We start from the raw sequence: 14,253 nt of genomic DNA on the forward strand, positions 1-14,253 counted from the left end.
GGGAATTTATGAAACGTGTTGGCGTCGTTTTGAGTGGATGCGGGGTAAATGACGGCAGTGAAATTCACGAAGCGGTGCTGACGCTGCTGGCGTTGGACCGGGCCGGGGTCGAGGCGGTTTGTTTTGCGCCTGATAAATTGCAATCCCATGTTATTAATCATTTTTCCGGCGATGAGATGAACGAGCAACGCAACGTGTTGGTGGAGTCCGCGCGTATTGCCCGCGGTCATATCCGACCGCTGTCCGAGGCGCGGGCCGACGATCTGGATGCATTGATCGTGCCCGGGGGTTTTGGCGCCGTCAGGAATCTGAGCGACCTGGACGTCAGGGGCGAAGAGGGCGAAGTGGATGCCGATTTGCGGCGTTTGACCCAGGCAATACATAAGCAATCTAAAGCTATTGGGTTCATTTGCATCGCGCCGGCGTTATTGCCAAAGCTTATCGATACGCCGCTGCGCTTGACCATCGGTACCGATGGGGATGCGGCTGAATTGGTCGAAAATATGGGCGGGATTCATGTGACGTGTCCGGTGGACGATATTGTGGTTGATGCCGAAAATAAGGTGATTACCACGCCGGGTTATATGCTGGCGACCTCCATTACCGAGGCGGCGAAAGGTATCGATAAGTTGGTGGCCCGGGTGCTGGACTTTACCCAATGAGGGGAAGGCAAGGCGCCAGGGGGCGGGTTATCAGGGGGGCGAAGTGGCTGCTGGCCGGCGCCGGGATTATTCTCGGCGTCTGGCTGGCGGCGGTGATCCTGTTTGCGTTTTTGCCGGTGCCGTTTTCGGCGGTTATGATGGAGCGCCAGGCGAGCGCCTGGCTGCATGGGGACTTTAGTTATGTCGCCCATTCCGACTGGGTGGCTATGGATGAGATTTCCCCGCATATGGCGTTGGCGGTGATTGCGGCCGAGGATCAGAAGTTTCCGACGCATTGGGGGTTTGATATTGACGCCATCCAGGCCGCGGCGGCGCATAACGAGCGCAGCCAGCGGATGCGCGGCGCGTCCACTATTTCGCAGCAGACGGCGAAGAATTTACTGTTGTGGAATGGCCGCAGTTGGACGCGCAAGGGGCTGGAGGCCGGCATTACCCTGGCGATGGAGGGGATCTGGACCAAGCGGCGTATTTTGACGGTGTATTTAAATATCGCCGAGTTCGGCGCGGGTACGTTTGGGGTGGAGGCCGCGGCGCGGCGTTATTTCCATAAGCCCGCGGCCCGCTTGACGCCGTCCGAGGCGGCGCTGCTGGCGGCGGTGTTGCCTAATCCTTTGCTGTTTCGCGCGGATGCGCCTTCCCGTTATGTGCAGATGCGCCAGCAGTGGATTTTGCGGCAGATGCGGCAGATGGGCGGGGAGGCGTATTTGCGGGCCAATCGGTTGCATTAAGGGACGCGCCCCTAGGCACGGTCTCCCTTTAACCGGCTCGCCGCGGGTGCGGTGATTGCGGGCATACCGCACCTAGGGGCGCTCTGGCGGGCAGGAAAACCATGCCCGCTTCGACCCCTAGGCACGGTCTCCCTTTAACCGGCTCGCCGCGGGTGCGGTGATTGCGGGCATACCGCACCTAGGGGCGCTCTGGCGGGCAGGAAAACCATGCCCGCTTCGACCCCTAGGCACGGTCTCCCTTCAACCTGGCTCGCCGCGGGTGCGGTGATTGCGGGCATACCGCACCTAGGGGCGCTCTGGCGGGCAGGAAAACCATGCCCGCTTCGACCCCTAGGCACGGTCTCCCTTTAACCGGCTCGCCGCGGGTGCGGTGATTGCGGGCATACCGCACCTAGGGGCGCTCTGGCGGGCAGGAAAACCATGCCCGCTTCGACCCCTAGGCACGGTCTCCCTTTAACCTGGCTCGCCGCGGGTGCGGTGATAGCTGTGGTGGTCCCCGCCGGTGGCGGCGGGGCGGGGGAGATTATTGTAGGTAGGTGAAGGCGGTGGTGACGTGTTTTACGCCGCTGACCTGGCTGGCGATTTCCGCTGCCGATTTGCCTTCCGCGTTGGTTACCAATCCCAGTAAAAAGACTTCGCCATTTTCCGTGGTGACTTTGACATTGGATGATTTCACCGAGTCGCTGGCCAGGAGCTGGGAGCGGATTTTGGTGGTGATCCAGGTATCCACGGAGGCGCGCCCCAGGGTGACCGGCTGGCCCTGGCGGATTTCGTTATAGACTTCCGTGGCGCCGTCCACGCCCATTACAATCTGTTTGGCCCGGTTGGAGAGTTCGGTGGTCGGGGATTGCCCGGTTAACAGCACTTTGCCCTGGTAGGCGGTGGCCACTATCCGGGTTTCTTTCTTGATTTGCTCATCTTTGGACAATGCGTTGGCTACGCGGGCTTCGAGCGTGCCGTCGTCGACCTGGGTGCCGACCGTTCGCGGGTCGGTGGCGGTTTTGGTCGCCACCGCGGCGCTGCCGACCACTACCGCACCGACGCATCCCTGGAGTAGCAGGGCGGTGAATAGCAGTACAAATGGGAAACGAACCTTCATTTGAGCTCCTTAGTCGTCCTGGTGAGGAAACAATGAATTATCAATAAGATCGCATAAGCAATTTACCGTCAGCATGTGCATTTCCTGTATGCGGGCGCTGCGATGGGAAGGAATTCGGATTTCGACGTCCTGTTGGCCGAGCAGCCCGGCCAGTTCCCCGCCATCGTAACCGGTCAGGGCAATAATGGTCATATCCCGGGTCACGGCGGCTTCGACCGCCTTCACGATATCACGGCTGTTGCCCCGGGTGGAGATGGCGAGCAGAATATCGCCGGCCTGGCCCAGTGCGCGCACCTGCTTGGCGTAGATTTCCTGATGCAGCCGATCGTTGGCGATGGCGGTGAGCACCACGCTGTCGGCGTTTAATGCCACGGCCGGCAGGCTGGGCCGTTCGGTTTCGTAACGGTTAATCATGCTGGCGGCAAAGTGTTGAGCGTTGGCGGCGGAAGTACCGTTGCCGCAGCATAAGATTTTATTGCCATTGAGCAAGGCCTGCACCAAGGCCGTAGCGGCTCGCGATATCGCGTCGGGTAGCGCTTCCGCCGCGGCGATTTGGGTTTGGATGCTCTCTGTGAAACAGCCTTTTATTCTTTCCAGCACGGTAATTAAGCCTAATAGGTTATAAATGGATTAGCAGTTATCCCGATTCGCCGAAGGCGTTGATCAGCCATTCTACGCGGCAACCGGTGATCGCCAAAATATCGAAACGGCAAGCGGATGTGTCAAGGCTTTCCCCCCGACGCGCCAGCCAAACCGCTGCCGCCAGCAATAAGCGGCGTTGCTTGCGTGACGTGATGCTCTCGGCGGCGCTGCCGAAGGCGCTGTTTTTGCGATAACGCACTTCGACAAACACCCAGGTGTGGTCGTCTTGCATGATTAAATCGATCTCGCCGCCGCGCACCCGCATATTGGCGGCGACGAAGCGCAATCCGGCCTGTTCCAGGTATAGGCGCGCCCGGCGTTCGGCCCGCGCCCCGGATTGCTGCCGATTTACAGCATTTGGGTCAGTTTCCCCTGTTGGTATTTCAGCCAAGACAATTTCCTGTTGATGACGCATTCCGGTGTCGCCGTCAGGACGCCGGTATCGCCGCTGACCTGGAAACCGGGGATTTGGCGCATTTCAGAGAAATGGTTGACCAATGTCCAGGCATCCATGCCCATGGCGTACAGCCTTACCAGCGAGTAGTCTTCCTTAAATTGCGCGCTGGTCTGCTGCAATAAGCCCGGATTGGCCCCTGCCAGCAAGGGTATATCGCTGAATTCCAGCCCTTCCATTTCCAGGCGGTAATCGGGGCCGGCGTCGGCCTGGTAGCTGCGCGAGCTGGCGAACAGCCCCAGCCTGGACCGCGAACTGCTGCGCATGTCGATCATGGGCTTGATCAGCGCCAGTTCGGACGGCGTGGCGATAATATAAACCGCGTCGACGCCGCCGTTACCGGCGGCGGAAGGAGAGATCGCCGCATCGCTCGGCGGGGCCGGGATGGTCAGGCCGGCAATGGTGACCGCCTGGGGCGCGGGGGCGGCAGTGGCGGAGGATACGGGCTGGCCGGCGAGCTGAATGCCCGCGCCGCTGTTAATCGCCTGTTTCAGTTCGCTGACCGAACCGATGCGCTGCTCCAGTACGGTACCGCCGCCCGCCTTGGTCCAGGCATCGGCAAAGGCTTTGACTACCCGATCGCCAAGGGAGCCGCGCGGAACCAGCAATAACGGCTGCTGCCGGTGCTGCTGGAAGATATGGTTGGCCGCATCGCGGGCCTCGTCTTCCGGCGACAGTGAGAAATAGCAGATGTTCGGCCGGTTTTGCAGATTCTCCGGCTGGTTCAGCGCCAGGATATTGATGGTGCTTTGGTTGGCATAAAGCTGCTCGACCTCGTTTTTCAGCAGCGGGCCGACAATCATGGTGGCGCCGTCCTGCTGAGCCTGGGCCAGCAGCGCCGGCAGCGGCTGGCTGGAGGTGTCATACACTTTTACCGGCGCGCTGCTGGCGGCATTGGCCGCTGGCGCCGCGACCGGGGTCTGGGCGGCGACAGGAGTGCTGCCGTCAGCGGGCGGTTCGGCGCCGGGCGCGGTCAAGGGCGCGGCCGCTGCCTGGTCGGGCGCCGAACCGCCGTCGGCCGGGGCGGGGGCCGGGGCGCTGGCGGCGGGCAGGCCGTTTTTGGCGGCGTTAAACCCTTGCTGGATGGCGTTGGAGAACACTTGCGCCTGGCCGTTCATCGGCAGGAACAGCGCGATCTGGCCCACCGACGAGGGCTGATAATTCAGCACCTGGTTCAACTGGGTGGGCAGGGTTTTGGCCGCCGGATTTTGCGGGTAGCGGGTTTGCCAATCCTTGATGCCGGCTTTGAGCAAAGCAGGGTCCTGCTTGTTGTCCTGGTAGACGTGCTGCAAATCCAGCCAGCCCTGCAAGACGTTTTCATTGGCGTTGATCACCAGGCTGGTTTGCGGCTGCGCCGCGAAAGCCAGCAAGGCTTGCCAGGTCTGGTCGATATTTTGCTGGTGGGCCTGGTCTTTCAGCAGCGGCTCCTGGGCAATATAGGCCCGCAGCAGTTCCAGGGACGGCTGGCCCTGATTGGCGGCGATGCGCACTTGCAAGAACCTGGCCTGCTGGTCGGAGGTAAGTTGGCCGGGGTCCAGCTTTTGCAGCGCGGCGGTGGCATCCTGCGGCCGATTCTGCGCCGCTGCCAGCTCGGCGGACAGCAGAAGTTGCTCGCGCTGTTGGACATCGCTCAGCGCTTGGGGTAGCGTGCCGAGCTGCTGCTGCGCTTGATCGGTCTTGCCTTCGGAAATCAGCGCGCGAATGGCGAGTAATTGAAAGTCGGTCTTGCTATCATTGCCCGCCTGCTGCATTTGCTGTAGGTAGTAATCTGAGTTGGCACCGGCTTTGGCTTGCGCACCGCCGGCCGGGGTTTGCGGCGCCTGGCCGGAACATGCAGCCAGAATCAATGCAGCCAGCACGGCGGGGAGAACACGCCCTGTTTTAAAACCCATGACATATGAGTAAAGCATTCTGTATCCAGTGATGTTTTTTTCAAGATGCTCAATATTAAATCGGCAATCCGGATGAGACAATGAATCAACACCAACAAGCAGATATTTCCGCATCAACGCTTTATGTGGTACCGACTCCCATTGGTAATCTGGAAGACATCACCCAACGGGCGCTGTCGATACTTCAGCGGGTTGATTTGATTGCTGCCGAAGATACCCGTCATACCGGTCTATTGTTACAACATTTTGCCATAAATGCGCGCCTGTTCGCGTTACATGATCACAACGAACAGCAAAAAGCGGACGTTTTGCTGGCAAAATTGCAAGAAGGACAGAGTATCGCACTTGTCTGCGACGCAGGCACGCCGTTGATCAACGATCCTGGTTATCATTTAGTCCGGCGCTGCCGCGAGGCCGGCATCAGGGTGGTCCCGCTACCCGGGCCCTGTGCAGCCATTACCGCGCTGTCCGCCGCCGGCCTGCCTTCGGATCGCTTTTGCTATGAAGGCTTTTTACCGGCCAAACGCAAGGGGCGCACCGATATCCTGCTGGCCCTGGAGCAGGAACCGCGCACCCTGATTTTTTACGAATCCACCCACCGCCTGCTCGACAGCCTGCAGGATATGGTGGCCGTGTGGGGGCCGCGGCGCTATGTGGTGCTGGCGCGGGAACTGACCAAGACCTGGGAAAACATTCGCGGTGCGCCGGTGGGAGAGCTTTTGGCCTGGGTCAGCGAGGACGAACACCGCGCCCGGGGCGAAATGGTCTTGATCGTCGAAGGCTTCCAGGCGCAGGAAGACGGCTTGCCGCCGGAGGCGCTGCGCACTCTCGGGCTGTTGCAAAAGGAACTGCCGCTGAAGAAAGCCGCCGCGCTGGCCGCCGAAATCCACGGGGTGAAGAAAAATGCGCTCTATAGTTATGCCCTTGGGCAGCTTGGGGATGACAAGTGAAGCAAAAGCACTTATACTCCGCGCCGGAGTTGACTAGACAATCGCCGCTTAACCGACCTTCTTTCGGGAAGCAAGGTTTTGGGGAGGAAAGTCCGGGCTCCATAGGGCAGGGTGCCAGGTAACGCCTGGGGGGTGCAAACCCACGACAAGTGCAACAGAGAGCAAACCGCCGATGGCCCGCTTTTGCGGGATCAGGTAAGGGTGAAAGGGTGCGGTAAGAGCGCACCGCGCGGCTGGCAACAGTTTGCGGCATGGTAAACTCCACCCGGAGCAAGGCCAAATAGGGGTTCACAAGGTACGGCCCGTACTGAACCCGGGTAGGCTGCTTGAGCCAGCGCGCGAGCGCTGGCCTAGATGAATGATTGTCCACGACAGAACCCGGCTTACCGGTCATCTCCACCATTGCGTTAACCCCATGCCCGACAATGGCATGGGGTTTTTTTTCGCCCGGCGTCCCTGCCCCGCGGCCTTATCCGGCCAAATCAATCAGCAGCGCCCTGAGCGGCGTCTGCGCCTGCAGCCTGACGTGTTGTTCATTGTGAATAAACGCCCCGTCCCCGCAGACCAGTATTTTAGGGTTCGCCTGCTGATTATCGATTTGCAGCGTGCCGTGGATGGATTGCAAATAAGCGCGGGAACCCCTGATATCCACCGCCAGGCTCTGGCCGGCGGCCAGCTCCACGTGGTGTACCCACGCCTGCTGGCGTAACTGCAGGCTGCCGCCTTCGCCGTCTGGGGACGCCAGCAGCGTATGGGGCCGCTCTTCTATCGCCAGACGCTGGGTTAACGGATTTTCCCTGTTGGGACAGGCATCCAGCCATAATTGCAAACGGGTCAGCGGCACCGTACCGATATTGTGTTCGCTATAGGTGACGCCGGCCTGCGCGGCCAGCAGGAGGGCATGGCCGGTTGCCGCCTGGATATGGTTGCCCAGGCTGTCGCGGTATTCCGCCTGCCCCTGCAGAATAATATTAAGAATATCGGCCTGTGGATAAGTCCGGGGCTGGAACGAGGCGCCGACGGCCAATATCTCCTGGTTTAGCACGCGCAGCGAGGCATAGCCCAGCATCTGCGGGTCGAAGTAATGGCCGAAGGAAAAGGTATAGCGCGCCTGGAGCCAACCGTAATCGGCATGGCCGCACTGTTTAGCCGTTCTGTTTGTAATCATGGCTCGGTCTGCTTATTGTTGTAATGAGCATGGCGCTCATTTTTTGCCCGTAGGTGAGGTTGGGTGCATGTCCCGATGTCGACGTGACAGGATGACCGCGGCACCAAAATCTTTACTTGATAAATAGTAAGGGTATGGACGCCGGATTGTTAGCAAGTTAATCTGGTCAGTATATTCAAAAATCCTGAATGAGAATGGGCATGGCTAGAGAACGGGCACTGACGCTTGAAGCATTACGGGTCATGGACGCCATAGACCGGCGCGGCAGCTTTGCCGCGGCGGCCGATGAGCTGGGCCGCGTTCCCTCCGCGCTGAGTTATACCATGCAGAAGCTGGAGGAAGAGCTGGACGTGGTCCTGTTCGATCGTTCAGGGCACCGCACCAAGTTTACCAATGTGGGCCGGATGCTGCTGGAACGGGGCAGGGTATTGCTGGAAGCGGCGGATAAACTGACCACCGATGCCGAAGCGCTGGCGCGCGGTTGGGAAACCCATTTGACGATAGTAACGGAAGCCCTGGTTCCCGCCGAAAGGCTATTTCCCCTAATAGATAAGCTGGCGCATAAAGCCAATACGCAGGTTTCCATCCTGACCGAAGTGCTGGCGGGGGCCTGGGAGCGCCTGGAGCAGGGGCGGGCCGATATCGTTATTGCGCCGGACATGCACTTTCGCGCCTCGTCTGAAATCAACAGCCGCAAGCTTTACAAGATACTCAATATCTATGTGGCCGGCCCGGATCACCCTATCCATCAGGAGCCGGAACCGTTATCCGAAGTGACGCGGGTAAAATACCGCGGCATCGCCATAGCCGATACCGCCCGTGAAAGGCCCGTGCTGACCGTGCAACTGTTGGATAAACAACAGCGCCTGACGGTCAGCACCATGGAAGATAAGCGCAGGGCGCTGTTGGCCGGCCTGGGCGTGGCGACCATGCCCTATCCGCTGGTGGCGGAAGATATCGCCGCCGGCAGGCTGCGGGTGGTCGGCCCGGAATATAATATGGAAAATGATATCATCATGGCCTGGCGCCGCGACAGCATGGGCGAGGCCAAGTCATGGTTTTTGCGCGAAATCCCCAAACTGCTTAACTGAACGGCTGGCGCCCCGTGCCGCTAGATATCACCGGCCTCGCCGAAACGGTCGTCCCGCCCGTGCGGTTCGTTCAGGTCTTGTTCCGGCCCGATGGATATGATGCCGTGCGGGTTGATCGTGGCATGGCTGCGGTAATAGTGGTTGCGGATATGGGCAAAGTCCACCGTATCGCTGATGCCGGGTATCTGGTAAATATCGCGCAGAAAGCCGGATAAATTCAGATAGTCGCCGATCCGGCGGCGATCGCACTTAAAATGGGTGACATAAACCGGATCGAAGCGGATCAACGTGGTCCACAAACGCAAATCCGCTTCCGTCAGCCGGTTGCCCGTCAGGTAGCGGTGGCGCCCCAGTATTTGCTCCAGCCGGTCAAGGGCGGTAAATACTCCTTCCACCGCTTCGTCATAGGCCGGTTGGGTGGTGGCGAAGCCGGCTTTGTATACGCCGTTATTGACCTGGTCGTATACCCACGCGTTGATTTCATCAATTTCGGGCCGCAGCGCAACGGGATAATAATCGCCCGCGTGGGCGCCCACCCCATCGAAAGCGCTGTTAAACATGCGGATAATATCCGCCGACTCATTGCTGACAATGGTGTGTTCCGCGGTATCCCATAATACCGGTACCGTGGTGCGGCCACTGTAGCGCGGGTCGGCCTGGAGATAGATCTGGTAGAGATAATCTTTATGATAGATCGGATCGCCGGTGGCCCCGGGAAAATCGGCGCCGAAGGTCCAGCCGTGTTCCAGCATCAGGGGGTGTACCACCGAGACCGGAATAATGGACTCCAGCCCTTTGAGCTTGCGCATCAATAGGGTGCGGTGCGCCCATGGGCAGGCCAGCGAGACGTACAGATGATAGCGGTGGTTGGCGGCTGCGAAACCGGCGCGCCCGGCGGGGCCGGCTGTACCGTCGGCGGTAACCCAATTACGGAACTGCGCGGCCGAACGCTCGAAATGTCCGCCGGTGGCTTTGGTATCGTACCATTCGTTTTGCCATTTACCCTCTACGAGCAGTCCCATAATGTGATCCTTATTTGCCAGAGATTAATGGGCGCCTTAGGCGCCCATTAAGTGTAAGTGTAGTCAATGTGTTTAACTGCGGCTTATTACCATTTTTTATTCAGGATGCGGTCGATACTGAAGTAGCCGGGTCCTTGTACCGCCAGCAGCAGGTAGCCGCCCGCGATGGTGAGGTTTTTCATAAAGTTGATCTGATTGCCCGCCTGGGCAAAATCGCTATGGAAAATAAAGGCGGTCAGTAGCGTAAAGACTACCGTAATCAGCGCCACCGAGCGGGTCAATAAACCGAACAGGATAGCCAGGCCGCCGCCAAACTCCAGCAAGATGGTCAGGGGCAGCATAAAGCCGGGGACGCCCATTGCTTCCATATATTGCTGCGTAGCGGCATAACCGCCGATTTTGCCGAAGCCGGCTACGATAAACAGGATTGGCATCAGGATACGTGCTACCAGAATTGCGCTATCATCTAATTTTTTCATCTTCTTCCCATCTCATTTTTTTCAGCGGCATTCATGATGAAAGCCAGATAACATTAGGTATTAAAGGCAGTTAAACCGTCTGTAATGGCCTTTACGTTTGATGAGGGGATATTATCCGTGAAATGATTTGGTGGATAGCGATTAAAATTGTCTGTTTCAATCAAAAAAACTGAGATAGCAATCGCAGGATAAAAAAGGCGGATTTTTCGCGCAGCTCGCAGGGCTTTTATCGCGGGAAGGCTTATGGAGGGTATGCCGGCGTCAGGAAAATCCGCGGCGGTGCAGGCGGACAAACGGCGTTTGCCCGCCTGCACCCAAAAATCAGCGGGATTGCAGGGTGGAGCGCAGAAGCTTGATGGTGCCTAAAATGCCCAGAACCCGTTTGGTCCAGCGGATCATGCGGCTGGGATGACTGATATTATACAGCGCCAATATGCTGGAACCGGCTATCAGATATTTGCGTAAACTCAACACGGTGTTCCAGCCGCGATCGTAACGGGACGTGGCGAGATACCATGCCCGTTTCTCCGCCCCCAGATCCAGCCGTTGTTGATGAATTTTGCGCAGCAGCTGGGTTTTGGTCGCTTTAGGATTCTGATGGCTCATCTGTTCTCTCGCTCCTTATCCCTTTTACGCGCTTTCTCTTCTTCCGCAATTTCGTCCTGCACTTTTTCCAATATATTGCGATCCACCTGCAATTCTTCGCGGGTGGAGCCCAGCAAGGTCGATTTGCGCGCTTTGCCCAAGGTCCAGACCGCGCCGATAATCGCCAACAGGAATAATACCCCGGTGGTGGTGGCTATCGCCGTCAACCGATATTGCGGGTCAATGGCCCAGATAACCAGGACCAGCAGGCTCATTAAACCGAAAGCGGCCAGCAACAGCGTAATGCCGGCCATCATCAGCATCTGGATGATATTGGATTTTTCTTGTTCCAGCTCCACCACTGCCAGACGCAGGCGGGTCTCCACCATACTTACGACAATGGTAACAATACGCTGGCCTATGGTGAAAATGCCCTTGCCAGGGCCTTGGCTTTGCTGTTCTATCATCATTAGCGCCGCGTAATCAATGCACCGAGGACAAAGCCGATCGCGGCGCCAATGCCGATGCCGGCCCACGGATTATCGTGGACATACTCATCGGCCTTTTCCGCAACCACTTTGGTTTGTTCGGCCAAACGCTCGCTGCCGTCGCCCAAACGGGTCCGGGTTTCTTTAAGGGCGCTTTCCGCTTTGCTGCGTAATCTGTCAAATTCAGCTTTGGGTTTCTGAGAGGAGCCGCGCAGCACTTCTTCCAGCGTATCCGCCAAAGATTTTAATTCGGCGCGTAAATGTTCAGAGGTGGTGTCTTTAACCATCTTGTTACTCCTTCGACGTTTACGAATGGTATTGGCCGTCCGGGGAGCTGTCGGTCGCGCTCTGCCGCCGGGCCGTTGTGTCGTTATAAATTATTTCTGCACTATTTATTTATTAGGTTATTTGGTTTTTTGGCTGTTTCTATGCCGTTGTTTTTACACAGCAAAACTGACTGGTAATGTTTCTGCAATTAAGCATGACAGCATTGGCGTCTACCGTTTGGCGCTTTAAGTAAGCTTAGCCGCGGATTTACCAAACCGCAAAAAAGTTATAGCGATTTCTTAGGGTTAATCAGGTTCCGGCGGGGAATTCCCGCGTACCCGCAGCCGCTTTAAACACCGCCGGCGCGTAATGCCGTCAGCCCAGGCGGGCGTTTTGCCCATGCCAATATGAAAGCCAGCGCCAGCGGGGATATTGGCGGCTGCGCGAGATGTAATAAGTGGACGGCAGAAGGTCCTGCAGGGCGTTTTGCGCCTCTACGGCTTGCTCGGGGGAGTCGAGTAAGATCACCAGGCTGCCCTTGGCCGGCGTAATACTTTTGATACGGATGCCGCGCTCGTCAAGCCGTTGATAAATGTAGAAACCATCCGGCAACGAGCCTTTTTCGCTGGCCAGCGTGATTTCCAGCGACGTTTCGTTGCCCAAACATAACGGCAATAGCAGTACCAAGGCCAACACAGACGCCAGCAGCACCATACCCGTTCGCCAGGAGAATCGGCCGGCGAGCCATGGGATTTTCACGGTTTATTCCCAAGATCCGGCGTACGCTTTTTGCGCCACAGGATCAGCAGCGATCCCGCCAGGCCTATTACCAGGAAAAACAGCGGCAATAACATCAGCCCGAGCATCAGCTCATCTTCGTAGTACTGGAACAGGGCGGTTTTGCCCAGCAGAAACCCAACGGTGGTCAGGATAAACACCCAGATAAATGCGCTTAGCCAGTTGAACAGCTGGAAGCGGGCATCGCTCAGACCGGACAGGCCGGCGATGGTCGGCAACAAGGTGCGCACAAAAGCCACGAAACGCCCGATAAGCAGCGCCGAAAGCCCGTGCCGGTGGAACATCAGGTGCGCCCGCTGGTGATATTGCGCGGGTAAATGCGACAGCCAGCTTTGCACCAGCCGCGTATTGCCCAGCCATTTACCCTGGATATAACTGATCCACGAGCCCAGGCTGGCGGCGGCGGTAAGCACCAACAGGGTCAGGGGAAAGTTCATGGTTCCTTTGGCTATCAGCACGCCGACCAGGATCAGCAGGCTATCGCCCGGCAAAAACGCCGCGGGCAGTAAGCCGTTTTCCAGAAATAATATGACAAACAATACCAGATAAATGGTCCAGACCAATGTCGGGTCGGCAAGCGTTTCAAAATCCTGTTGCCAGAGCGCATGTACCAGGGATTTTAGTATATCCATTCAGCATTCCTAACATGAAAGAGCATTTATTTTCTTCCCCATCCGCGCATCTTGAACGTGGATTAAGCCTGGGGTCGGCATTGCGAAAAGACGTCTTTTCTGAAAAAAATTCACCCGCTGAAAGGGTGCGATCGCGGCCAGTCCGGCTCAACGCCAGGCTTTGCATACGCATGCGATGGAATGGCAAGCGCAGCGCTGGGATTTAATGCTGACAACCGTTAAAATGTAAAAAAAGCGGTCTCACTGTAACAAAATCGAACTCATTGAGACAGGGAAATATACCCGACAATCGTGCCGAGAAAAGGATTAGTTGCATGAAAAAAGGGGGATTTTGCGATCCTTTACATGCCCTGACAGAAAAATAACACTTATTGACCCGATCCGGCCACGGTACCGCGGCCGGACCGGCGGGAAGGGGGATTACTTGGTGCCGTTGGCCAGGTTATCCAGATGGACCACCGGGTTTTCGGTAAACATGTAGCGATCGACGTTGAATTCGAAGTCATCGGTGGTGGCATGGAACAGCATCTGCTTGGTATTTTCCAGATGTTGCCACATGGCCAGTTTGGCCGCGTAGGGGTCTTTACGGATTAACGCCTTCAGAATGTGGTCGTGATCTTCGCACCAGCTTTCAATGGATTTATCATCGATATGCTCATGCAGTTTACGCCAGTATGGGTTATGCAGCCGCTGGCTCCACATTTGCTCGACGATGGTGGCCATGGCGGTATTTTGCGTCGCCAGGGCGATTTGCACGTGGAATTTCAGATCCCATTGCGAATCGCGGAATTTGTCTTCCAGCCGGGCGTTTTCCTGGATTTCCATCAGCAGCACGATGTCCTGGCGGGTCACCTGCGTGGCGGCGAATTCGGCGATATTGCTTTCAATCAGCTGACGCGCCTGCAGCAGCTCGAAGGGACCGGCGGTGGTGAACTGGAATTCTCCGGTGGGCAGCAGCAGGTTTTTTTGCTGGTTGGAAATAACGTGGATACCCGACCCTTTACGAACCTCAATGTAACCTTCCACCTCAAGCATAATGGTCGCTTCACGCACCACCGTGCGGCTGACATTCATTTCTTCCGCGATGTAACGTTCCGCCGGCAGCTTTTCACCTACCGGATAGACCCCGGATTCGATGCGTTTTTTAAGCTCTGCGGCCAACTGTTGATATAATCGTTGGGTTTCAGTGAATTCCATAATACATGCTCTTAAAGGTAGTGGAACGTTTCATCGGCCGTTGCGCCACTCATGCCCGGCTCGTCAAATTTGACTTATTTGTTATACCACTTATCAAAG

General features: G+C 57.3%; 18 protein-coding genes and 1 other RNA gene. 5 read left to right on the top strand and 14 right to left on the bottom strand.

Annotated elements, in window-relative coordinates:
• Nucleotides 1-8 precede the first annotated feature (8 nt).
• Nucleotides 9-662, top strand: coding sequence for an isoprenoid biosynthesis glyoxalase ElbB (gene elbB / locus ACL2XP_RS01795; protein WP_413736877.1), 654 nt, complete (start codon nucleotides 9-11; stop codon nucleotides 660-662).
• Nucleotides 659-1,390, top strand: a complete 732-nt coding sequence (gene mtgA / locus ACL2XP_RS01800) for a monofunctional biosynthetic peptidoglycan transglycosylase (protein WP_413736878.1) — start codon at nucleotides 659-661, stop codon at nucleotides 1,388-1,390. Before elbB ends, mtgA begins: the two co-directional genes overlap by 4 nt.
• 523 nt (nucleotides 1,391-1,913) lie before the next feature.
• Here mtgA and dolP read toward each other — a convergent pair.
• Genes dolP through ACL2XP_RS01820 form a run of 4 tightly spaced genes read right to left on the bottom strand, consistent with a single transcriptional unit; the run spans nucleotide 1,914 to nucleotide 5,495 of the window.
• Complete coding sequence (gene dolP / locus ACL2XP_RS01805) at nucleotides 1,914-2,489, bottom strand: division/outer membrane stress-associated lipid-binding lipoprotein (RefSeq protein WP_413736879.1); 576 nt, start codon at nucleotides 2,487-2,489, stop codon at nucleotides 1,914-1,916.
• A gap of 9 nt (nucleotides 2,490-2,498) precedes the next feature.
• Nucleotides 2,499-3,089 carry a DnaA initiator-associating protein DiaA gene (gene diaA, locus ACL2XP_RS01810; RefSeq protein WP_413736880.1) on the bottom strand — a complete coding sequence of 197 codons (591 nt, stop codon included), beginning with the start codon at nucleotides 3,087-3,089 and terminating at the stop codon, nucleotides 2,499-2,501.
• A gap of 37 nt (nucleotides 3,090-3,126) precedes the next feature.
• Entirely contained in the window at nucleotides 3,127-3,522 is a 396-nt protein-coding gene (locus ACL2XP_RS01815; RefSeq protein ID WP_413736881.1) for a YraN family protein, read from the bottom strand.
• Nucleotides 3,480-5,495 carry a penicillin-binding protein activator gene (locus ACL2XP_RS01820; RefSeq protein WP_413736882.1) on the bottom strand — a complete coding sequence of 672 codons (2,016 nt, stop codon included), beginning with the start codon at nucleotides 5,493-5,495 and terminating at the stop codon, nucleotides 3,480-3,482. Before ACL2XP_RS01820 ends, ACL2XP_RS01815 begins: the two co-directional genes overlap by 43 nt.
• 62 nt (nucleotides 5,496-5,557) lie before the next feature.
• Between ACL2XP_RS01820 and rsmI the strand changes: the two genes are divergently transcribed.
• Nucleotides 5,558-6,427 carry a 16S rRNA (cytidine(1402)-2'-O)-methyltransferase gene (rsmI, locus tag ACL2XP_RS01825; protein ID WP_413736883.1) on the top strand — a complete coding sequence of 290 codons (870 nt, stop codon included), beginning with the start codon at nucleotides 5,558-5,560 and terminating at the stop codon, nucleotides 6,425-6,427.
• Nucleotides 6,428-6,452: 25 nt separating this feature from the next.
• An RNA gene (rnpB, locus tag ACL2XP_RS01830) (RNase P RNA component class A) lies at nucleotides 6,453-6,829 on the top strand.
• A gap of 67 nt (nucleotides 6,830-6,896) precedes the next feature.
• On the opposite strand, the gene ACL2XP_RS01835 is transcribed toward rnpB, so the two are convergent.
• Nucleotides 6,897-7,595, bottom strand: a complete 699-nt coding sequence (locus ACL2XP_RS01835; protein ID WP_413736884.1) for a pirin family protein — start codon at nucleotides 7,593-7,595, stop codon at nucleotides 6,897-6,899.
• A gap of 200 nt (nucleotides 7,596-7,795) precedes the next feature.
• Here ACL2XP_RS01835 and ACL2XP_RS01840 point away from each other — a divergent pair, with 200 nt between their 5' ends.
• Nucleotides 7,796-8,686, top strand: coding sequence for a LysR family transcriptional regulator (locus tag ACL2XP_RS01840; RefSeq protein WP_413736885.1), 891 nt, complete (start codon nucleotides 7,796-7,798; stop codon nucleotides 8,684-8,686).
• A 20-nt stretch (nucleotides 8,687-8,706) separates the two neighbouring features.
• On the opposite strand, the gene ACL2XP_RS01845 is transcribed toward ACL2XP_RS01840, so the two are convergent.
• The 9 genes from ACL2XP_RS01845 to exuR form a co-directional block, all read right to left on the bottom strand.
• Nucleotides 8,707-9,708 (bottom strand): glutathione S-transferase family protein, encoded by a 1,002-nt coding sequence (locus tag ACL2XP_RS01845; RefSeq protein ID WP_413736886.1) that lies wholly within the window; start codon nucleotides 9,706-9,708, stop codon nucleotides 8,707-8,709.
• A gap of 86 nt (nucleotides 9,709-9,794) precedes the next feature.
• Nucleotides 9,795-10,187, bottom strand: a complete 393-nt coding sequence (locus tag ACL2XP_RS01850) for a DoxX family protein (protein WP_413736887.1) — start codon at nucleotides 10,185-10,187, stop codon at nucleotides 9,795-9,797.
• A 53-nt stretch (nucleotides 10,188-10,240) separates the two neighbouring features.
• A complete protein-coding gene (locus ACL2XP_RS01855; RefSeq protein ID WP_413736888.1) occupies nucleotides 10,241-10,501 on the bottom strand; it encodes a hypothetical protein in 261 nt (86 codons plus the stop codon).
• Nucleotides 10,502-10,508: 7 nt separating this feature from the next.
• On the bottom strand, nucleotides 10,509-10,793 hold the full coding sequence (locus ACL2XP_RS01860) for a YqjK-like family protein (RefSeq protein WP_413736889.1): 285 nt from the start codon (nucleotides 10,791-10,793) through the stop codon (nucleotides 10,509-10,511).
• Nucleotides 10,790-11,242 (bottom strand): phage holin family protein, encoded by a 453-nt coding sequence (locus ACL2XP_RS01865; protein ID WP_413736890.1) that lies wholly within the window; start codon nucleotides 11,240-11,242, stop codon nucleotides 10,790-10,792. Before ACL2XP_RS01865 ends, ACL2XP_RS01860 begins: the two co-directional genes overlap by 4 nt.
• Complete coding sequence (locus ACL2XP_RS01870) at nucleotides 11,242-11,547, bottom strand: DUF883 family protein (RefSeq protein WP_413736891.1); 306 nt, start codon at nucleotides 11,545-11,547, stop codon at nucleotides 11,242-11,244. Before ACL2XP_RS01870 ends, ACL2XP_RS01865 begins: the two co-directional genes overlap by 1 nt.
• Before the next feature lie 355 nt (nucleotides 11,548-11,902).
• Nucleotides 11,903-12,286 carry an EnvZ/OmpR regulon moderator MzrA gene (gene mzrA / locus ACL2XP_RS01875; protein WP_413736892.1) on the bottom strand — a complete coding sequence of 128 codons (384 nt, stop codon included), beginning with the start codon at nucleotides 12,284-12,286 and terminating at the stop codon, nucleotides 11,903-11,905.
• Complete coding sequence (locus tag ACL2XP_RS01880; RefSeq protein WP_413736893.1) at nucleotides 12,283-12,957, bottom strand: DedA family protein; 675 nt, start codon at nucleotides 12,955-12,957, stop codon at nucleotides 12,283-12,285. Before ACL2XP_RS01880 ends, mzrA begins: the two co-directional genes overlap by 4 nt.
• Before the next feature lie 420 nt (nucleotides 12,958-13,377).
• Entirely contained in the window at nucleotides 13,378-14,154 is a 777-nt protein-coding gene (exuR, locus tag ACL2XP_RS01885; RefSeq protein WP_413736894.1) for a transcriptional regulator ExuR, read from the bottom strand.
• Nucleotides 14,155-14,253 lie beyond the last annotated feature (99 nt).

Source organism: Sodalis sp. RH21, assembly GCF_047324175.1.
In the GTDB taxonomy this organism is placed as follows: Bacteria; Pseudomonadota; Gammaproteobacteria; order Enterobacterales; family Enterobacteriaceae; genus Acerihabitans.